A 20165-nucleotide genomic window follows, 5' to 3' on the forward strand; every position below is an offset into this window, starting at 1 on the left:
CAGGGGCGCGGTGTACGGGGGCGTGGTGAGCCGGGGGCTCAGTCGTCCCGCTCGTCCTCCTGGTCCTCGTCCCGGTCCCCGTCCTCGCCGCTCTCCCCGCCCTGCCGCTGGTCGAGCTGCTGCCGGCCGTTGTGCTGATCACCGTCCGGCAGCTGATCGCCCTGCTGCTGAGTGCCGTCGCCGGCGTCCTGTGAGGGAGCCGAAGGGGCCGAGGGCGCCGAGGACGGGCTCTGGTCCGGGGTGCCGGCGGAGCTGGAGTCCGGGGAGAACAGGACCATCCCCAGATACACGGCGGCCAGGAACGTCGCCGTGCCCGCGATGGCGCTCGCCACCCTGGGGCGCCGCCGGATCGCCTCGCGGGTACTGCGCCGACGTCCCGGAGCCGAACGGGCCGGCGCCTGCCGTCTGCGCCCCGTGGGTCCCGGGAGCCGGTAGGTCGCCGGGCCGACCGGCGCGGGTGGCGCGGCCGGGGCAGGGTGCGACGGCCGCGGGGCTGCGGGGGCGACGGCACGGTGCGACGGCGGTGCCTGCAGGGGGAGGGGTTCCGGCCGGCCGCGCCAGGCGTCGGTGCGGAACCAGTCAGAAACCTGTTGCGCGGTGGGCCGCTCCTCCGGCTGTTTGGCCAGCAGCCCGAGCAGATAGGAGTCGAAGGCGGGGGAGATCTCCACGCCACGCTCCCGCAGTGGGACCGGCGGGGTGTCGACGTGCTGGTACAGCGTCGCGGTCGCCGTGTCGGAGCGGAACGGGGGCTGTCCGAGCAGCAGTTGATAGACGACGCAGCCCAGGGAGTACATGTCGGACGCGGAGTCGGCGGTACGTCCCAGCGCGCGCTCGGGCGCCAAGTAGAGGCTCGTGCCCACGATATGACCCGCCGTCGTCAGCGCGGTCGAGGGATCGTCGACGAACTGGGCTATCCCGAAGTCGCCGATCTTCACCGATCCGTCCGTGTCCAGCATCAGGTTGCCCGGCTTGATGTCGCGGTGGACGATGCCTTGGCGGTGCGCGGCCGCCAGCCCGGCGGCCGCCTGCCCGGCGATCCGGGCGACCAGTTCGGGATGGACGCGCTCCTGGGAGGCCAGCAGGTCTCCGAGGCTCTGCCCCTCGACCAGCTCCATCACCAGGAAGAACCGGTCTTCCCAGGCGCCGAAGTCGAACACCGCCACCAGGTGCGGGTGGCTCAACCGGGCCGCTGTCTGGGCCTCCAGGCGGAAGCGGGCGGTCGACGAGGCGTCGGCCTGGTCACCCAGCAGGAGCTTCACGGCTACGGGCCGCCCCAGCACCTCGTCCGTGGCGCGCCACACCTCGCCCATGCCGCCGCGACCGATGGGGGATACCAATTGGTACCGACCAGCTACCAGCACCTGTGCACCTATCTCGAATGGTGGCCCGCTCCGCCTGTCGGCACCCCGGGACACTCGGTCTCCGGCGGAGTCCCGGGCGGTGTGGTGAACGACATGATCAGGATATCGGTCCGGCGGAGCCCGGATGCCCCGACGGCCCCTTCACCAAGCTCGGCTGACGGCCCGCCAACCACCCGGCCCCCAGGGGCGGGACGGCCGCGCGGGCTGCGGCGTACTCCCGCCGCCGAGCCGCCCGGCGTCCGCCGCGACACCTCTCCGGTCAGAGCTGAGCGGTCCCCGTTCCCGGCCGGTCACCCGCCGCGCGCCCCAGGGACTCCACCAGCGGCAGCACCCGGTGCGCCACCCGCTCGCGCAGCGCCACATCGGTCCGGGTCCTGACGACCCCCGGCAGCTGGATCAGCCGCTGGATCACGTCTTCCAGATGCCCGTTGTCCCGGGCGACGACGCGGGTCAGCAGATCGCCGCCCCCCGTCGTCGAGAACGCCTCGATGATCTCGGGCACGGCCGCCAGCGCGTCGCCCACCTCGACCAGATGCCCCTGGGTGACCTCCAGGTGCACGAAGGCGAGTACGGGGTGGCCGAGCGCGGCGGGGGAGAGGGCCGGCCCGGTGCCGGTGATCACACCGTCGCGCTCCAGCCGGTCCAGTCGGGCCTGCAGCGTGCCGCGCGCCACGCCCAGGATGCGCGCGTACTCCCGGACGCTGGTACGCGGCTGCTCGATCAGCAGGCGCAGGATGCGGGTGTCGAGAGCGTCCACCGCCATGATCCGCAGATCTCCTTCCGAGCCGTTCCGTCCGGGCACGTCCGTACCCGGAGTGAGGGGGCCGCTCCGGGCCGTCGGTGCGGCGGCCGGCGCACCGACCGCCGCGGCAGGGCACGGGCTGCGGGTGCGCACCCGCCCCGGAGTGGTCCGTTGGCATGCTGATGGCTGGACCATCGGCCATTCTACTGTGCCATTGGTACAGCCTAATCCGCTCGGTTTGATCCAGACGCCCGATGGATGCTGCAATGGTCAGGTCGATGGCGCTGCGGACTTCCGCGGCGCCTTTTTCATGCGAGCTCTGCGGTGACGCGGGAGGGGTGGAAGCGTGCTGAAGAGGGTGTTCGTGGCGCCGGACCCGGGTCGGCTGCGCTTGCGGAGTGCCGCGCGTTCCGTCGTGGGGGTCGGCGGAGCGGTGGCCGCCTGCGCGGTGACCGGGCACTCGCTGGTGGCCGTGATCACCGGCGGTCTGGCCGCTCTTCTGGCCCTTTTCACGGTCGCCGACGCGGACGTCCGCGCCCAGGGCGTGACCACCGCGCTGCTGCCGGCGGTCGGTCTCCCCGTACTCGCGCTCGCGAGCGCGCTGCACGAAGCACCACTCGTCCGGGACGCCGCGTTCCTGGCGGTGATCGGTGCCGGGGTCTTCGCGCGGCGATGGGGCCCGCGCGGGAACGCGCTGGGCATCTTCGCGTTCATGATGTTCTTCGTCGCCCAGTTCCTGCACGCCACCCCCGGCCGGCTGCCCGGCCTCTTCACCGCGGTCGTCCTCGCCCTACTGGTTTCGTCCGCCGTCCGTTTCGGTCTGTGGTGCTTCGAGCGCCGCCGTCCGCCCGCGGTTGTGCCCGCTCCGGCGGGCGGGCGAGGGCTGGGGCGGGCCACGACCCGCCAGGCGGTACAGGCCACCGTGGCGTGCGGGTTCGCTCTGGGGGCCGGGCAGGTGCTGTCCCACGACCGCTGGTACTGGGCGGTGGGCACGGCCTGGTGGATCTTCGTGAACACCGCTTCACGGGGCGAGACCCTGGTCCGCGGCTTCCGCCGGGTCCTGGGCACCGTCCTGGGCATTCCCGCCGGGCTGCTCATCGCCGTCCCCCTGCACGGAAACCTCACGGGCACGGCGGTCCTGGTGGCGGTGTGCGTCTTCGGGATCTTCTACACGGCCGCGGTGTCGTACTCCTGGATGATCTTCGCCGTCACGTTGATGATCTCCCTCCTCTACGGCCTGCTGGGGGTGCTGAACCCGGAACTGCTCGTGCTGCGGCTGGCGGAGACCGGGGTCGGGGCGCTCGGGGCCGCCCTCGCGGTGCTGCTGGTGCTTCCCGTGACCACGCACGCGACGACCCATGCGTGGATCCAGCGCGCACTGAGCTGCGTCCACGCGTGCACCGCCCAAGCCGCCGCACGACTCGCGGGCACTCCGGGGGCCGACCCGGAGCCCCACATCGCCGAGCTGGAACTCCTGCTCGGGCGCGTACGGCTCTCCCTCGCCCCCCTGGTCCACCCGCTCAACCCGCTCCGCGCCCGCAAGGCCCGCGCCCGCAAGGTCCTGGCCCTGCTCGACGACTGCGCCCGCGAGGTCCGCGGCCTGGCGCTGGTCGCCGCCGACCCGGACGCCTCGCACGACGACCGCCTCACGGCCGCCTGCTGGCGGGTCCGGTCGGCGGTGGAGATCCTCACTTCTCCCCAGCCCGGTGCGATTCCGGCAGCGGCCGCCGCCGCGCACCGCGCCACCGCCGCAGATCCGGCCCTGGCCCACCTCCACGACCTGGAGCGGGCCCTCGCCGAGCTCGTCAGCCCGCTCAGCCACGCCCCCTACGCGGCATCGAGGGCCGCCTGATCCCGGGCAGGGCCGGAGGCATCAGGTGCCGTCGGGCCACCGCCAGGAGCAGGACGTAGGCGAGCACCACCAGCACGACCGTGACGATCCACGACCGCGAACCGGTCGGGTCGTACACCCGCCCCGCGTTGCCCACGTCCACCGCCGGAGCCGTCTGGCCGGCCTCGAAGGATTCCCGGCCGCTCCCGTACAGCTTGACGCCCGCGAGCTCCACGGTGCCGTCGTCCGACCGGAACGTCCCCGACCACTCGCACGAGGTGTGCCCGGCGTGACCCACGCACACGAGGCGGGCCGCGGTGAAGGTGCCCCGCGGCCCGTCCGCCGTGGCGGCCCGGGCGGCGGTGCCGAGGTTCGGCACCGTCAGCCAGAAGAGCAGGACCCCGACCAGCAGGAGCAGGAGGGAGACGAACCCCGAGGGGCTTCTTCCGCTCGCCGCCACGCGGTCAGTCCTTCGGCGCGCAGGAACACCGTGCGGTGGCGTTGTCCGGCCGGTTCGCGCGGGTGTGCAGGTACATCGCCACCACCATGGGGACCGTCACCAGGGTGTTGTAGAAGAGGTGCAGTTCCACACGGGGCATGATCAGCTGGATCAGGCTCGTGGGAACCTCCTTGCCCAGCAGGTTCACGGCGGCGAGCGCCTGGACCAGCAGCAGCAGGTGCTCCAGGTGGTGCCACACCTGGATCCCGAGCGACACCTTCCACCAAGTGCCCGCACGGCCGGTGAAGCCGGGACGCAGGAGGAACAGGCCGGCCATCATCACCAGGGCGTAGCCGTAGTGCATCCACTCCGACGTGACGAGCCACGGGAACGGGACTCCGAGCACCCCGCGCGCCTCAGGGATCGGCCAGCCCATGACGTAGATCTGGTAGGCCTGGACCAGGTGTTCGGCCCAGTGCGCGACGACGATGAAAACGAAGATCCGCAGACCGAGTTGGTGATGCCTGCCGTTGAGCGAGTCGAGCCCGCCTCGCAGCGTGTGCGGTAACGCTCCCGTGCTGATGGCCATGCCTGAACCTCCACGGTGGGGAACGGTGGCCCATTAGACCAGGGCCCTGCGGAGGAGTTCTTCTCCCGAAGTGCTCTCCTTTGCACGCCGGTTCGCGAACCCCCGCGTTCTCCCGGACGGCCCGGCGCAGGCCCCCGGCGTCCGCGGCGCCGACGCCCCCGGCGCGCGCCGAACGGATGCCGCTGCTCAGCGACATGATCGCGGAAGGACCGGCCGCTTCGCTCCCGCCGAGGGGCACGGGCCCGGCCGTGGGAGCGGGAGCCTCACCGCTTCGAGGCGCGGTTGCCACCGACGGGAGCGTTCACTAGCTTCCTGGCATCGCCGCGGGGGCCTGGCGTGCCGCGGCCGTGCGGTCCGCACCGGATGTCTGTCTCCCCCCTCTCCCGGAGGAAGAGCCATGCCTCACATCTCGCTGAACAACGACCTGCCCGGGATCACCGGGCTGATGGCCCAACGCCCGGACACCGGGGGGCCGTTGGGTGACCTGGCGAACGCCCTGCTGAGGGCGCCGTCCTCGCTCCGACCGGGCGAGCGCGAGCTGATCGCGGCCTACGTCTCCCAGCTCAACGGCACCGAGTTCTGCTCCTCCTCGCACGGAGCCTTCGCCGCCGCGCAACTCGCGGGGGGCCGTGAACTGGTCCGCGACGCGCTCGCCGACCCCGGCACCGCACCGATCAGCGCCCGGCTGCGTGCGCTGCTGGCCGTGGCCGCGGAGGTCCAGAGCGCCGCCCGTCCGGTCTCCGACCAGGCGATCGCGGCGGCGCGGGCCGAGGGCGCGGACGACACGGACCTGCACGACACGGTGCTGATCGCCGCGGCGTTCTGCATGTACAACCGCTACGTCAGCGGTCTCGCGACCGAACTGCCCGACGACGACGCGTACTACGAGCACGCCGCCCTGCGGATCGTGACGGACGGCTACCGTGCCGGGACCGTCCAGGGCGCCTGACCCGACCCGGAAGCAGGAGGCCGCTATATGACGGACACGACCGCCGAACCGCCGCCGGACCCCGACCACCACCTCGCCTACCGCGCCTGCCGGCTGAACATCACCCGACTCGTCACCTCGGGCCCGTCGGTCGCGGAAGTGCCCGTGCCGACCTGCCCCGGCTGGAGTGTGCGCGATCTCGTCGGGCACCTCGTCCTGGTCTGCCGGATGGCCGTCGACGAGGCGCCGGGTGAGATCAGCGAACCCCCACCTCCGCCTCCCGGCATACCGATCGACGAACTCGTCGCCACCTGGGCCGTGCTGGAGGAGCGGCTGCCGGACGTCCTGCCGCGCGCGGACCGGCTGCGTCGCCGCATCCTCCCGCTCGACGCGCTCTCGCACGAGCTCGACCTCCGTACGGCCCTGGGGCTGCCGCCGCCCGAAAGGTCCCCCGCCCTCGCCGACGCGCTGGATCTCGCCGTCATGGGCTTCACGCTGTCGCTGCACGGCCACGGCCTGCCGGCACTGCGCGTCCGGACGCCCGACCGGGAGTGGACGGCCGGGCAGGGCGAACCCGCCGTCACACTGCGCGGCGAGAGCCTGGAGGTCTTTCGCGCGCTGACCGGGCGCCGTACGGTCCGGCAGATCGGCGAGCTGTCCTGGAGCGCCTCGCCGGCGCCATGGCTGCCCGCGTTCACGTGGGGCCCCTTCACTCCGGCGACGCGCACCGTCGAGGAGGCGGCGCCCCTCGCTTCGGCGTAACTCCGTCCCTCCCGCACCCGGTGACGGCCGCCGCCCCGCACGCCGGGTGGCGGCCGTCACCGGAGCGAGGCCCCGGATTCCCGCGGGGCCGCTCCCTCAGCCCGCGTTCTCCAGCCGGCGGCGGCGCTCCCCGGCGGGGCGGCCGGACGCCGCGCGGAACACGATGGGGCGGGCGATGGCCTGGAAGTCCACGTCGGGGTCGAGGCGGCGGACCGTCTGCTCCACCATGAGGAGCGCGAGGAGCGGGAACACGAACTCCGACGAGGCGTAGATGCCGTTGCGCCGCTGGCTGGCGAACAGTTCGGTGGAGAAGGCGATCAGGTCGAAGTCGCGGGCGGTGGTGCCGCCGTACCGGCCGACGAGGCGGGTCATGTCCGCGGTGAAGGCGGCGGTGTCGCTGCGCCGGTCGACCTGTTCGGCGCTGGCCAGGACCGCTTCGGCGCACCGGGGGCCGTTGCGGAAGCCGAGGTTGAGGAAGAACAGGGCCAGGTTCTCCCGTACGACTTCGGGGACGCGGTAGACGAATCCGGCGTCGAGGACGACCACGGAACCGGTGCGGGTCAGGCGCAGGTTGCCGGGGTGCAGGTCGCAGTGGACCAGTCCGGTGCAGAACAGCATCTCGAAGACGGCCCGGAGCGTCTGGTCGGCGAGGGCCCGGCGACGCTCCTGGCTCAACTCGCTCACCTCGACGTGGTCGCGCACCCCGGGCACGAAGTCCATCACCACGCAGGCGTCCGAGCACAGCGCGCTCACCGGCGCGGGTACGGCGACGAACGTGAGGGTGGAGAGGTCGTCGCGGAGCAGGGCGAGGTTGCGCGCCTCGGTGCCGAGGTCGAGCTGGCGCAGCACACTCGCCCCGACGGCCTGCGCCATGCCCGCGAGCGGGGCTCCGCGCAGCCCCGGCAGACGGCCCGCGAGCGCGAAGACCGTGCTGAGGATGGCGACATCGCGGCGGACCGTGTCGGTGATGCCGGGGCGGCGGAGCTTGACGGCCACCTGGGTCCCGTCGCTGAGCCGGGCCGGATAGACGCAGGCGATGCTGCCCGATCCCAGGGGTTCGGGACGGAAATCGGTCAGCATCTCGGCTCGCCCCGGGCCGAGATGTGCGGCCAGCACCCGGTGGACGTCCTGGGTGCGCATGGGTTCGACGCTGTCGTGAAGGCGTTTGAGCGCCGCGCAGGCGCGAGGCGGCAGGACGTCCTCGCGGGTGCTGGCTATCTGGGCGAACTTGATGAAGGCCGGGCCCAGCCGCTCGACGATCCGGGAGAGCTCCTCGGGCCAGTCGGCGGCGGTGGTGGGCCGTCCACGCAGCCGCCGCCAGGAGTGTCGTACCAGGTGGCGGGCAGTGCCGGCGGAGACGGTCGACAGGATCCGGCCCAGGCGCAGCAGGGCCGCTGTGGTGGTCACGGAAGGCAGATCAGGACGTTCAGCTCGCTCCATATGGCCACACGTTCCTTAAGTTGATGATCTACGGACCCCAGTATCTGTCAAGTGATCCCGGGATGCACGTCCTTGACAGGCTCATGTGACTTAGTTTTCATATAGCTACCTCGCATGGGGTGCACTACCTAACTGCGGAGGAAACATGACCCAATCGATCGAATCCCGGATGCAGGAAGGCCTGGTGGCCCTCACGCCGCCGCCGGCCGCCCGGTACAACGACCCCGCGGAGTACCTGGACTTCGCCCGGCCGATCACCGAGAAGTTCCTGCCGTACGACACCCGTAGCGACAGCGAGCTCCGGGAGGTCACGGAAGGGCACGAGAGCCCCCTGGAGCGCGAGCGCGCGCTCTGGGAGCTCGCCGACCGCAACCCGGAGGAGAGCCTGGCGTTCATCTCCGACACCATCGCCACCGAGAAGGACCGCCTGGTTCGTTCGGGGGCGCTGTGGCTGGCCCTGCGTTCGGCCGGTCCGCGGGCTCTGGGCGTCTTCGAGAAGTACGCCACGGACGACGACCCCGAGGTGGCCGACTGGGCGCGCGTGCTCACCGGTGACATCACCGGCGTGAAGCAGCCGCGGGTGTACAACGAGGCCGAGGTCGAGGAGACCGGGTACTTCGACCAGACGGTGCCGCTCATCATCGGCGGCCGGGTCGTCATCATGACCCCCGGCGTCGGTGCGGTCCGCGCGGTGCTCTCGCCGTTGTGGTTCGACTCCATCCTCGGCCGGGTGCTCGCGAGCACCAACGTCGAGACGATCCGGACCGACCTCACGGTCGAGAAGGAGCTCAAGGGCCTGAACGAGGACGGCTCGTGCCACTACGAGATCTTCCCGTTCCGCGGACTGAGCGTCGAGTACGACGGCAACAACCTGGAGCACAACTACCTGTCCGAGACGCTGCGTCCGTTCTACCCGAGCGGATTCGTCGGCAAGGGCGAGATGGTCGAGGTGCCCGTCTCGCTCGGCCGTATCGCGCTGACCTCGCTCGCCCGCAAGGGTGACGTGGCCATCCAGGGCGACGGTCCGCGTGCGCAGCGCCTGCGCGACGCCGACATGCCGTTCGTGGAGAGCGTGCGCGGCCGCTACTACGGCTGGGCCGCGGTCAACCTCGACCGGACCTTCGACCGTGGCATCGTCGGCGCCGGCGACGTGCAGCTGTCGAACCCGACGGACCCGATCGCGGGCCCGATGACCAACGCCAAGCTGTACGGCACGTTCCGCGGCAAGACGGGTGACTACACCGGCGCGGGCCGCTACACCCTGAACTCGATCAAGTGCCACGGCCGTCCCGACGGCAAAATCGACGTGGTCCAGGGCGGTGCCGAGCTGGCCGCCGAGTGACCTGAGTCCTGAGACGGCGGTGCGCCCCCACCTCACGTGGGGGCGCACCGTCGTGTGGTGGCCCGGCCGGGGGCCCCGAAACGGGCGGGGCGAGCCCGCGGGCCGGGCCGCCGTCCCGGGGAGGTCAGTCCAGGCCGAGCATCAGCGAGCAGCGGAGCACGGCGTCCGGCTCTCCCTTGATCCGGACGTCACCGGTGGCGAGCGCCTGGAACGGGGACAGCATGCGAGCGCCCACCCGGACGAACGTGCCGGCGTCGCACTCGATGGTCAGCGAGGGCTCGGCCACCGCGCCGCGCTCGAAGGACACCCGGCCGTCACGCACCAGGATCTGAAAGGTCTGGTCGCTGACCCGGAACTCGTAGACCTCGTCCACCTGGGGAACGGCGTCGTCGACGATCATCGCCTGCACCGCGAGGAATCCCCACTCGGCGCGGGTCGCCCCGTCGGCATCCGATGCGTCGAGGAACTTCAGCCCCCAGCGCGCCAGCGTGAGGACGGGTTCGCGCAGTTCCTGCCCGGAGTCGGTGAGCCGGTAGAGGCGGGCGCGTCCGTCGTCGGCCACCGACGTCTGCTCGACCAGGCCGTGATCGCCCAGCATCCGCAGCCGATCGGTCAGCAGGTTGGGCCCGATCCCGGGGAGATTCTCCAGCAGGCCTTTGAAGCGGGCGGGGCCGATCAGCAACTCCCGCACGATGAGGAGGGTCCACCGCTCGCCGATGATGTCCAGCCCGGCAGCCAGACCGCAGAACTGCCCGTAGTCCCGTTTCACAGCGGCCTCCTTTACTCTCGTTGTCGATAGTAACATTCGTGCTTCTTACAAGGGAGTGCGAAGGGGCAGGTGGGCCGGGCCGAGGGCCGGTCCGAGGAGCCCGCGAGGTGGGGCCGTACCGGGGGTCGGAGCCGACGGAAGAAGCGGGGGCGGGCCGGGCCGCCGCGCGGCCGGGGCGGGGGCGGGCCGGGTCGGACAGGCCTGAGCGTGCTCTTTCCCCATCAGTGCTGCTGGGTAGGGAGATTGAGCTGCCGATCGGGCGCGGGTCGGCTCCTGCCCCGCCGCGTCGCAGGTGGGTCGGGGCGGTCGCCTTACGGTTGCTCCGGCGTGACGGGCAGCCGCCTGCCGTGCGTTCGCACAGCCGTCGAGCGGCGGGAGCCGCCGCCCTGCGGGGGTGTGGGCGGGAGGCGTGATCCTTGCCACTCACTACGTATTCGTATAGCCTCCTGCCGGACAGCTCGATTCCCAGGCCCCCATTTCGGGGCCAGATCTCGCTGGGGTGGTGGATTCCGTGTATCTCATCTGGTTCCTGCACAGGGTGCCCAGGTCACGCGAAGAGGATTTCCGCACTGTCGTCCACGACGCCGTAGAAGTTTTCCGGCGGCACGGTGCCATTGGCGGCACGGTGATGGAGGTGAGCGATCCCAAGGCGAAATACGGCTGCTCGGACATCGCCTCCGGTGTCGACGTGGCGCCGGACGAGGTGCTCTACGCGGAGCTCACCTACTTCCACGACCGGGCGCACTACGACGAGGTCATGCCGAGGGTCGACGCCGACCCCGAGTTGGCGGAGCTCTACGAGAAGCTCGTGAACACGGTCGACATCTCACGAATTCTCCGCAGCGAGATGAGCACGGTATTCGAGCTCTTGAACACCGAGGAGTACGCCAAGTACCGGCGTACTCCGCACAGGCATTGGCATCCGGCACATCAGGAGACAGCGTGACGACGGAACACCAGGGTGGAAATGAATCGGCGTTAGCCGAACCCTCATGGAACTTACGGGCCGTCACCTGGTTGTCCGGCACCCAGTTCTTCATGTTCGGCATCGCCATCGGCGTGATGACGGTCGCCTGGGCGGAGGTCATCCGCTCCCTCGACCTGAGTGACGGGTTCTTCGGCACCGCGCACCTGCTGTTGCCGGTCGTCGGGCTCGTGACCCTGCTCGCCGCCAAGCGGATCTACCGCTACCTGGACCACCGCTGGATCGGCATCTACGGCCAACTCGCCCTCATCGGGCTGCTCGTGATGCTGGCGGTGAGCGACCACTTCGTCGGTCTGCTGATCGCCTTCGTCCTCGCCGGACTCGGGTCCGCGCTGGTCGACACCGCGACCAACAGCGTGTTCATGGAGATCCAGGCCCGCGGCGGCCGCGAAGTGATGAACATGATGTACGCGATCAACAGCGGCGGCACGGTGATCAGCGCCCTGGGCGCCGGCGCCCTGATCAGCATGGGGATGGACTACCGCTGGGTCGCCGTGCTGTTCGCCGTCGTCATGGCGCCGGTGCTCCTCGCCTCCTTCGTGATCATGTACCCGCCGGTCAACCAGGACGAGCCGGAAGAGGCGCCGGGTGTCGCGGAGGCCGAGGGCGATGTCGGTCTGCTCAAGCTGATGCGCAACCCGCTGTTCCGCGTGGTCTTCGTCATGACCGTCCTCGGCATCGCGGTCGAGAGCATCGTGCAGGTGTGGTCGGTCATCTACGTCGACCAACTCCTCGACGCCCCCATCGTCTACGGCGGCGCCGCCTTCGCCCTCTTCAGCCTCACGATGATGATCGGCCGCATGATCAACGCGTGGCTGGTGGCCGCCCTCGGCATCCGTAAGTCGTTCCTGATCTCCGCGGTCGGAACCGCCCTGTCGGGGGGACTGCTGATGGCGGCCCTCGACCTGTGGCTGTCCGTCTTCGCCTTCCTGCTCATGGGCATCGCCATCGCCGGCGTACAGCCCACCTGCCTCAGCGCCGCGGCCCGGGTGGCGCCGAGCCGCGTCAACATCGTCGCGGCGGCCATGATGGTGCCCGCCTACGCCGCGTTCATCGCGACGCCGACGGCCTACGGCTGGCTCTCCGACGCCACCTCCCTCAACGTCGCCATGGTGCTGGTCGTCGCCGCGGGCGTCGGGGTCGGCGTGCTCGCCCTGAGCCGTCCGATCGCGGCGGCCGACCGGGCGGCGGCTCCGGCCGAGCCCGGGGACTCCACGCTCGCCGCCCAGACCTGAGGTCCCTGCCGAGTCCCGCCCGTACGCCTCCACCCCGCCCGGCCCGCGCACTCCCCTCCCCGCCCACGCACAGAAGCGGAGTTCATGATGAGCGGATCGCTCAGCGCCCTCGGAACGGCATCGCGCACGGCACGCACGGCGACGCTGGACCGGGTTCTTCCGGCGCCGCCCGACGAGGTGTGGCGGGCCTGGACCGAACCGGACCGGCTGCCGCACTGGTTCGGTCCGGTCCTCAAGGGGATACCGGGGCCCGACGTGGAGTACGTCCTCGAAGGCCGCGGTGAGCACGGCGACACCATCGTCTGCCGTGTCCTCACCTGGGAGCCGTCCACCCGGCTGCGGGTGACCTGGCGCTACACCGGCGAGACCGACTCCGAGCTGCGGCTGGACCTCACGCCCACCGACGACGGCGGTACCCGGCTGCTCCTGGAGCACGTCGGGTTCGGCCCGGAGGCCGACCCGGTCGACTACGCGGCCGGCTGGCACATGTACACCGACAACCTGGAAGCACACCTCGCGGGCACCCCCGGCGTGGCGGACTCCGACGCGCGCTGGATGGAACTGATGCCCGTCTACGCGGCGGCGTCCGCCGACTGAACCCACCGAACAGAACAGAGCAAGGAGCAAGCACTCCATGAGCACCACCGACGAGAACGGCACCCCTCAGGAAGCCGTTCAGGTCCCCGACATCCTGCACTCCACACTGGTCCGCGCGGCTCCCGAAGCCGTGTTCGAGCTGCTGTCCAGCGGTACGGGCTGGGACAAGTGGTTCACCGACGGCTCGGTCTTCGGCCCGGCCGAGGGCAGCCCGGTGCACCTGGTCTGGCGCGGCTGGACCGACGACGGCAGCGATGTCACCGACGACGGTGTGGTCATGGAGTGCGTGCCCGACGAACGCTTCGCGTTCACCTGGGGCACCCCGCCCTCGCTGGTCACCTTCACCACCGCCGAGCATCCCGACGGGACCTGGCTCACGGTCGTGGAGACGGGCCTGCCGCAGACCGCGGCCGGTCTCGCCCGGTACGGAGAGTGCGCGCCCGGATGGGGCGAGGCCCTCACGCTCGTCCGCTGCTACGCCGAACACGGAATCCGCCTGTCCACCTGAGCGGGGCGCCGCCCCGCCGACACAGGAGCTGATGTTCATGACCGATCCACGCACCCCCTCGCGCGTCGCTCTGGTCACCGGCGCCAGTACGGGGCTGGGCGAGACCCTCGCGGAATTCCTCGCCGACGCCGGCTGGCGGCTGGTGCTCACCGCCCGCACGGAGGCCGACCTGGCGGCGGTCGCCAAGCGGCTCACCGACCGGGGGACCACCGTCCTCGCGGTGGCGGGGGACGTGGGGGACGCCGAGCACCGGGAGCGGCTGATCGCCGAGGCCGGCTCGCTCGGCCGCCTGGACTGGCTCGTGAACAACGCCTCCCAGATGGGGGTCAGCCCCATCAGGCCGCTCCTTGACCACCCGGTCGACACGTTCGAGAAGGTGCTCCGCACCAATGTGGTGGCTCCCGTGGCACTGGCGCAGCTCGCGCTGCCGCTGCTGCGGGAGTCCAGCGGCCTGGTGGTCAACCTGTCCAGCGAGGCAGCCGTGGACGTGTTCCCGTGCGCGGGGATCTACGGGGCCAGCAAGGCCGCCCTCGACCAGGCCTCACGCATCATCGCGGCGGAACTGGCCGACACCGGCGTAGGGGTCACGTCCGTCGACCCGGGCGGCATCCGCACGCGCGGCTACGCCGAGGCGGAGCCCGGATTCGACCTCACGGGCGTACCGACCCCGGACGTGACACTGCCGTTCTGGAAGTGGCTCATGGGGACCTCTTCCGCGGAGGTCTCCGGCCGGCGGTACCTGGCGCAGGCCGGCCCGTGGGACGCCCGGTGAGCCCCCGGCCCGAGGGGGACGACGGGTACGGCGCTCCGTACAGCGCGCTCGCCCAGGTCTACGACCGGTGGATGGCCGCCGACCGCGTGCCGTACGACCAGTGGTTCAGTTTCACGGGGAAACGATTCGCCGATTCCGGTGGTGAGGTGCGGAGCGTTCTCGACGTCGCCTGCGGCACCGGTATGACGATCAAAGCGCTTCAGGAGCACGGCTTCGAGGTCACCGGAGTCGACGCGTCCCCCTCGATGCTGGACGTCGCCCGCACCCGCACCGCCCCCGGCACCGAACTGCTCTGCCTGTCCGTCCCCGACGAGCGGCTCGCGGAGCTGGGTCCCTTCGACGCCGCCCTCGTCTGCTTCGACGGCGCGAACTACCTGACGGGCCAGGACGCCCTCCCCACGGCGCTGCACCAGCTCGCCCGCGCGCTCAGGCCGGGCGGGGTGCTCGTGTTCGACCTGAGCACCCGGCGCACCTTCGAGGAGATCGCCGCCCTCGGTGAATTCGGCGAGGACTTCGGTGACTTCGCCTACATCTGGAACACCCGGCACAAGCCGGACACCCCCGCCTACGAGTACCTCGTGTCGCTCTTCGTGCCCGAGGGCGAGCTGTTCCGGAGGTCAGTCGAGCGGCACGCGCAACGCCACTTCACCCGTGACGAGGTCCAAAGCGCCCTGCGCGACACCGGGTTCACCGACATCACGGTCTCGGACAACTACACCGAACGTGAGGCGACCGACGCCACCCGGCGCGAGACCTGGACCGCCCGCCGCGCGACCCGCTCCCTGCCACGATGACGCCCAGGAGGCTCTGAATGCTGCGCCGTTTGTGCACCGCCACGCTCGCCACCGCGATGTTCTGCGGTTTGATGACCGGCGCCGCCTCCCCGGCCGGGGCCGGCGGGCGGCTCGACGTGGTCGCCGAGAACCTGGTGACCCCGCGCGGCCTCACCTGGGACGCCCGCGCCGGGCGCGTCCTGGTCACCGAGGCGGGCCGGGGCGGGTCCGCCCCGTGCGCGCCCGGCGTGGGGGGCTACCCGGCCTGCTTCGGCGCCACCGGGGCCATCACCGCCTACACCCCCGGGAAGAAGCACGGGACCAAGCGCATCGCCACCGGTCTCCCCTCGGTGATCAACGAGTTCAGTGTGCTCGGACTGCATGACATCGACGCGAGCCACGGCCGGATCTCCGTCGTCTTCGGCCTCGGTGGCGAGATGGCCACACGCGACGGGCTGGGCCCCGCCGCGCGGGGTCTCGCACAGACCGGCACCATCGACCGGAAGGGCCGACTCCACCCGGTGGGGGACCTTCTCGCGTTCGAAGAGCGGTACAACCCGCACCGCGCGGACGTCAACGCCAACGCGTACGGCCTGGTCCGGGTGCCGGGCGGAGTCCTGGTCGCGGAGGCCGGCGGCAACACCATCCTCTCGGTGACCGACAGGGGATCGGTCCGTATGGTGGCCCCGATGCCCGACCAGATCGTTGACGGAAAGCCGCTCGAATCCGTGCCGTCGGCCATCGTCCGGGGCCCCGACGGGGCCTTCTACATCAGCGAGTACAGCGGCGAGCCCACCCAGCTGGGCAAGGCCCGGATCTGGCGTATGGCGCCCGGACGGAAGCCGGTCGTGGTGACGAGCGGGTTCACCGGCGTCATCGACCTCGCCTTCGACCGCCAGGGGCGGATGCTGGTGCTCGAACTGGCGGAGAAGGGCTTCGACTCGCCCGACCGCACCGGGCGACTGGTCCGGGTCGAGTGGGACGGGAGCCGGACGGTGCTGGCGCGGGAGGGGCTGGAGCACCCCGGCGGGGTGACCGTCGCCCCCAACGGCGACATCTACCTGACCAACCGGACGACCTCGCTCGGCGAGGCGGACGGCCAGCTCCTGCGGCTGCGTCCGCGCCGATGACCCCCGGGCCGCCGGCGGGAGCGTCCACTCCGCCCCGCCGGCGGCCCGGAACCACCTGGCGTCAGGAGTCGCAGTGGTCGCAGCCGTCCGCCGCGGTCCGGGGGCCGTAGTCGTCGTGGTGGCGGACCCAGTTCATGATTCCGGCCTCCTCCTGACGCCCGAGGGGGGTCAGGTCCAGGTAATTGAAGGTGCCGTTGAGGAGGTCGGTACCGCGCGAGTAGGTCGAGTAGGTGTGGAAAACCCGGTCGTCCTCGCGGAGAAAGACGCTGAGGCCGTGCTGCTCGCCGCTCAGGGCCCAGGAACCGATCCCGGCCTCCCGCAGTTCTTCTTCTGTGCGGAAGTTGAAGAGAACGGGGGTCACGGATTCATCCATCGTGACGTGGAAATCGTAGTTGAACGACGTTCCGTGCGAGGAGAACCACGGGAAATTCCATCCCATGCGGTCGCGGAATTTCGTGATGTTCGCGAGCGGTGCCCGGGATACCGCGGCGAATGAGGTTCGTGCCGCGTTCAGGTGCGCCAGGTGGCCGATGTTGTCGGCGAGGAGGGAACACCCGGTGCAGCCGGCGTCCCAGTCGGGTGCGAGCATGAAGTGATAGACGATCAGCTGACCGCGGCCGTCGAACAGATCGACGAGCGTGGCCGGGCCGTTCGGCCCGTCGAAGACGTACGGCTCGGTGATCTCGACCATCGGCAGGGAGCGGCGCTGTGCACTGAGAGCGTCCCGTTCCCGGTCGAACTGCTTCTCCCGTGCCAGTAGTTCCTTCCGGGCTGCTAACCATTCTTCCCTGGACACAATCGCCGGACGGTTCATTTCTGGCCTCGCCTTCGTCGTGCTTTCCCAGCACAGGGAACCCTACCGGAAGCGCCGCGGACGCAGCGCTCGGCGCCGACGGCGGCACTCAGTGCATTCGGCCCCCTTCCGGTGTTCGAAACCGTGCTCACGCGAGCCGGCGCGCAGAACCGGGAATGGGGAGCGCACATTTGGAGTGGACAGCGGACCGGAACCCCCGGGTACATTCGGCATAGTTTTTTCCGCACCGGCCTGCAGGCACCCAAACGAGGGGGTACCGCACAGTGACGGCTGGATTACGTGCGCTCCGGCGCAGAATACTGACCCCCGCCCTGTCCAACATCAGTCTGGAAGAGCGCGGATTCCGGGAAAAAGACCCGGCGGCCCGGGAACTGCTGGAATCCGTGGGGCGGAGCTTTCTCGAAGGCTACGGGCACATCGCCGAAGCGCCTCATTCGCAAGCCGCGGAGCCCCGACTGGAAGCGATTCCCAGGCAGTTCCGCGGATTCGCCTACGAGGGTGCGGCCATGGCGTGCTCCGTCATGGACGCGCTGCCCGGCGGCAGAGGACGGCGCCTGAGCGGTCTGCTGGCCGGGCGTGGTGGCCGGCACGTCTACATGGCCTACGTGGGTGTCGGCTGGGCCATGGCACGGCTGCCGCGGATGCTGCACCCCGACATCCGGAAGACGGACCCGCTCCTCAGATGGCTGATCCTGGACGGATACGGCTTCCACCAGGCCTACTTCCACACCGGGCGCTACGTCCACGCCCAGCACCAGGAGCGGAGGCTGCCCTGGCCGCAGGGGCAGGCGTCCTACGCGCAACGCGCGGTGGACCAGGGAATCGGCCGGGCGCTGTGGTTCGTCGGCGGCACCGACGTCGACGCCGTACAGGCGCTCGTCGAGGCCTTCCCGCCGTCCCGGCGCGGTGACCTGTTCAGTGGGGTGGGACTGGCCGCGACCTACGCGGGCGGCGCCGGTGCGGACGAACTGCTGCGCCTGCGGGAGAACGCGGGCGCCTACCGGCCGCAGCTCCTCCAGGGCTCGGCGTTCGCCGCGGAGGCGCGCGAGAAGGCCGGCCTGACGGTCCCTCACACCGAGCTCGCCACCGAGGTGCTGTGCGGAATGAAGCCGCACGAGGCGGCGGGTGTCTGCCGAGAACTGCGGCCGGGGGCGTCCGACCGGTCGGACGCCCCCGCGTACGAGACATGGCGTCAGCACATAGCCGGAGCAATCGACCGCGAGGGAAGGAGCTAGACACGTGTCCACCGTGCGATCCCGCCTCTATGCCAGGCTCCCCGGAATCGTCGCCGTCCTGCTCATGGTGGTGACCTACGTCGTGGTGCGCCCCGCGACCCCGTCCGCGGCACAGGCGGACGAACTGGCGGGCTCCTTCGCCTTCACCCCCAAGACCGTCGCCATGCCCGCGGGCCACGACCAGCAGGAGATCCGCCAGGTCAACAAGGCGTACAAGCACATCGAGGCATGGATCTCCTCGGTGGGCGCCGCCGTCGCCATGAACGACGTCGACGGCGACGGCTTCTCCAACGACCTCTGCGTCACCGACCCCCGGATCGACCAGGTCGTGGTGACGCCCGCGCCCGACGAACGCGGCGACCGCTACACGCCGTTCGTCCTCGACCCCGCCCCGCTCCCCATGGACGACCTGATGGCGCCGATGGGCTGCGTCGCCGGCGACTTCAACGAGGACGGCCACAGCGACCTGCTCGTCTACTACTGGGGCCGCACCCCGGTCATCTTCCAGGCCCGCCCCGGCCAGGACGCCATGAGCGCCGACTCCTTCGAGCCCGTCGAACTGGTCGCGGGCGTGGGCGGCGCACCGTACGACGGGCCCCGCTGGCACAGCAACGCGGTGACGATCGCGGACTTCGACGGGGACGGCCACGAGGACGTCTTCATCGGCAACTACTTCCCCGACAGCCCCGTCCTCGACCCCTCCGTACGGGGCGGTGTGGTCATGAACGACTCGCTGTCCAACGCCCTCAACGGCGGTGAGGACCACATCCTGCGGTGGACCCCGGACGGCTTCGTCCCGGCCGAGGACGTGATGCCCCGCGACATGCGGATCGGCTGGACGCTCGGCGCGGCCGCCACCGACCTCGACGGCGACCACCTGCCCGAGATGTACGTCGCCCACGACTTCGGCACCTCACGCCTGCTGCACAACCGGTCGAAGCCCGGCCGTATCGAGTTCGCCGAGGTGAAGGGCGCACACCACCCGCTGGTGCCCAAGTCCAAGCGGATCGGCGCCAGCTCCTTCAAGGGAATGGGCATCGACTTCGGGGACCTGGACCAGGACGGGCTGTACGACATGTTCGTCTCCAACATCACCACCTCCTTCGGTCTGCAGGAGAGCAACTTCTCGTTCATGAGCACCGCCGCCGACGCCGACGACGTGCGCGAGCGGATGCTCCGGGGCGAGGCGCCGTACGTGGACCGCAGCGGCCCCCTCAACCTGGCCTGGTCGGGCTGGGGCTGGGACGTGAAGATGGGCGACTTCGACAACGACAGCCAACTGGAGATCACCCAGGCCACCGGCTTCGTCAAGGGCCGGAACAACCGCTGGGCCCAGCTCCAGGAGCTGGCCACCGCCAACGACGGACTCGTCGCCCACCCCGGCTGGTGGCCCCACGTCCGCAAGGGCGACGACCTCGCCGGGGACCAGACCATGCGGTTCTTCGCCAGGACCTCCGGCGGCGACTACGCGAACCTGTCGGACCGGCTCGGCCTCGCCGTGCCCATTCCCACCCGGGGCATCGCCGTGGGGGACTCCAACGGGGACGGCCGGCTCGACCTGGCGGTGGCACGGCAGTGGGGCGAACCCGGCTTCTTCCTGAACGAGAGCCCCGCCCCCGGCGACTTCCTGGGCCTGACCCTGACCCACCCCTCCGGATCACCGGTCGTCGACGCCCAGGTGACCGTGACCCTGCCCGACGGCACCCGGAGGGTCAGCCGCGTCGACGGCGGCGGCGGACATTCCGGCAAGCGCAGCCACGAGGTGCACATCGGCCTGGGCGAGCAGAACGCCTCACCCCTGCCGGTGCGCCTGAAGTGGCGCGACCGCTCCGGCACGGTGCACGAGAAGGACCTGAGGCTGGCCCCCGGCCGGCATGACCTCCAGCTTGCGTCCGACGTCAAGGAGAAGTGAT

The 20165-nt window shown here is 70.9% G+C and carries 20 protein-coding genes; 13 read left to right on the forward strand and 7 right to left on the reverse strand.

Annotation, left to right across the window (positions count from 1 at the left end; translation table 11 throughout):
- Positions 1–38 precede the first annotated feature (38 nt).
- Together KME66_RS31365 and KME66_RS31370 are read right to left on the reverse strand one after the other, a co-directional pair.
- Positions 39–1310: a serine/threonine-protein kinase gene (locus tag KME66_RS31365; RefSeq protein WP_253208524.1), complete on the reverse strand. Its 1272-nt coding sequence runs from the start codon at positions 1308–1310 to the stop codon at positions 39–41.
- A 310-nt stretch (positions 1311–1620) separates the two neighbouring features.
- Positions 1621–2124, reverse strand: a complete 504-nt coding sequence (locus tag KME66_RS31370) for an Lrp/AsnC family transcriptional regulator (RefSeq protein WP_216328322.1) — start codon at positions 2122–2124, stop codon at positions 1621–1623.
- Positions 2125–2449: 325 nt separating this feature from the next.
- Here KME66_RS31370 and KME66_RS31375 point away from each other — a divergent pair, with 325 nt between their 5' ends.
- Positions 2450–3955: an FUSC family protein gene (locus KME66_RS31375; protein WP_216328324.1), complete on the forward strand. Its 1506-nt coding sequence runs from the start codon at positions 2450–2452 to the stop codon at positions 3953–3955.
- Here KME66_RS31375 and KME66_RS31380 read toward each other — a convergent pair.
- Positions 3918–4394: a hypothetical protein gene (locus KME66_RS31380; protein WP_216328326.1), complete on the reverse strand. Its 477-nt coding sequence runs from the start codon at positions 4392–4394 to the stop codon at positions 3918–3920. The genes KME66_RS31375 and KME66_RS31380 overlap by 38 nt on opposite strands.
- Positions 4395–4398: 4 nt before the next feature.
- A complete protein-coding gene (locus KME66_RS31385; RefSeq protein WP_216328328.1) occupies positions 4399–4962 on the reverse strand; it encodes a hypothetical protein in 564 nt (187 codons plus the stop codon).
- A gap of 397 nt (positions 4963–5359) precedes the next feature.
- Here KME66_RS31385 and KME66_RS31390 point away from each other — a divergent pair, with 397 nt between their 5' ends.
- Together KME66_RS31390 and KME66_RS31395 are read left to right on the forward strand one after the other, a co-directional pair.
- Positions 5360–5911, forward strand: coding sequence for a carboxymuconolactone decarboxylase family protein (locus tag KME66_RS31390; RefSeq protein ID WP_216328330.1), 552 nt, complete (start codon positions 5360–5362; stop codon positions 5909–5911).
- Between the two features lie 27 nt (positions 5912–5938).
- A complete protein-coding gene (locus KME66_RS31395; RefSeq protein ID WP_216328332.1) occupies positions 5939–6652 on the forward strand; it encodes a maleylpyruvate isomerase family mycothiol-dependent enzyme in 714 nt (237 codons plus the stop codon).
- A gap of 96 nt (positions 6653–6748) precedes the next feature.
- Here KME66_RS31395 and KME66_RS31400 read toward each other — a convergent pair whose 3' ends face one another.
- Complete coding sequence (locus KME66_RS31400; protein ID WP_253208525.1) at positions 6749–8059, reverse strand: AarF/UbiB family protein; 1311 nt, start codon at positions 8057–8059, stop codon at positions 6749–6751.
- 178 nt (positions 8060–8237) lie between these two features.
- Between KME66_RS31400 and KME66_RS31405 the strand changes: the two genes are divergently transcribed.
- Entirely contained in the window at positions 8238–9434 is a 1197-nt protein-coding gene (locus tag KME66_RS31405; RefSeq protein ID WP_216328336.1) for a HEAT repeat domain-containing protein, read from the forward strand.
- A gap of 124 nt (positions 9435–9558) precedes the next feature.
- On the opposite strand, the gene KME66_RS31410 is transcribed toward KME66_RS31405, so the two are convergent.
- Positions 9559–10203 carry a helix-turn-helix domain-containing protein gene (locus KME66_RS31410; protein WP_253208526.1) on the reverse strand — a complete coding sequence of 215 codons (645 nt, stop codon included), beginning with the start codon at positions 10201–10203 and terminating at the stop codon, positions 9559–9561.
- A gap of 511 nt (positions 10204–10714) precedes the next feature.
- Here KME66_RS31410 and KME66_RS31415 point away from each other — a divergent pair.
- The 7 genes from KME66_RS31415 to KME66_RS31445 all read left to right on the forward strand — a co-directional run bounded on the left by KME66_RS31415 (position 10715) and on the right by KME66_RS31445 (position 16203).
- Positions 10715–11149, forward strand: coding sequence for a DUF1428 family protein (locus KME66_RS31415; RefSeq protein WP_216328340.1), 435 nt, complete (start codon positions 10715–10717; stop codon positions 11147–11149).
- A gap of 71 nt (positions 11150–11220) precedes the next feature.
- Positions 11221–12423, forward strand: a complete 1203-nt coding sequence (locus KME66_RS31420) for a sugar MFS transporter (protein ID WP_253208527.1) — start codon at positions 11221–11223, stop codon at positions 12421–12423.
- A gap of 84 nt (positions 12424–12507) precedes the next feature.
- Positions 12508–13020 carry an SRPBCC family protein gene (locus tag KME66_RS31425; RefSeq protein ID WP_253208528.1) on the forward strand — a complete coding sequence of 171 codons (513 nt, stop codon included), beginning with the start codon at positions 12508–12510 and terminating at the stop codon, positions 13018–13020.
- Between the two features lie 37 nt (positions 13021–13057).
- Complete coding sequence (locus KME66_RS31430; protein ID WP_216328342.1) at positions 13058–13528, forward strand: SRPBCC domain-containing protein; 471 nt, start codon at positions 13058–13060, stop codon at positions 13526–13528.
- A gap of 37 nt (positions 13529–13565) precedes the next feature.
- On the forward strand, positions 13566–14300 hold the full coding sequence (locus KME66_RS31435) for an SDR family oxidoreductase (protein ID WP_216328344.1): 735 nt from the start codon (positions 13566–13568) through the stop codon (positions 14298–14300).
- A complete protein-coding gene (locus tag KME66_RS31440) occupies positions 14297–15094 on the forward strand; it encodes a class I SAM-dependent methyltransferase (RefSeq protein ID WP_216328346.1) in 798 nt (265 codons plus the stop codon). Before KME66_RS31435 ends, KME66_RS31440 begins: the two co-directional genes overlap by 4 nt.
- Positions 15095–15111: 17 nt before the next feature.
- The gene (locus tag KME66_RS31445; protein ID WP_216328348.1) at positions 15112–16203 is read left to right on the forward strand and encodes a ScyD/ScyE family protein; all 1092 of its coding nucleotides are present in this window, start codon (positions 15112–15114) and stop codon (positions 16201–16203) included.
- A 61-nt stretch (positions 16204–16264) separates the two neighbouring features.
- Here the strand turns inward: KME66_RS31445 and KME66_RS31450 are convergent, their stop codons facing one another.
- Complete coding sequence (locus KME66_RS31450; RefSeq protein ID WP_216328350.1) at positions 16265–17017, reverse strand: DUF899 domain-containing protein; 753 nt, start codon at positions 17015–17017, stop codon at positions 16265–16267.
- Between the two features lie 263 nt (positions 17018–17280).
- On the opposite strand from KME66_RS31450, the gene KME66_RS31455 reads away from it, so the two are divergent.
- Positions 17281–18252 carry a DUF1702 family protein gene (locus KME66_RS31455; protein ID WP_216328351.1) on the forward strand — a complete coding sequence of 324 codons (972 nt, stop codon included), beginning with the start codon at positions 17281–17283 and terminating at the stop codon, positions 18250–18252.
- Positions 18253–18316: 64 nt separating this feature from the next.
- Positions 18317–20164, forward strand: coding sequence for a CRTAC1 family protein (locus KME66_RS31460; protein WP_216329734.1), 1848 nt, complete (start codon positions 18317–18319; stop codon positions 20162–20164).
- Position 20165: the final 1 nt, after the last annotated feature.

This window comes from Streptomyces sp. YPW6, assembly GCF_018866325.1.
Lineage (GTDB): Bacteria > Actinomycetota > Actinomycetes > Streptomycetales > Streptomycetaceae > Streptomyces.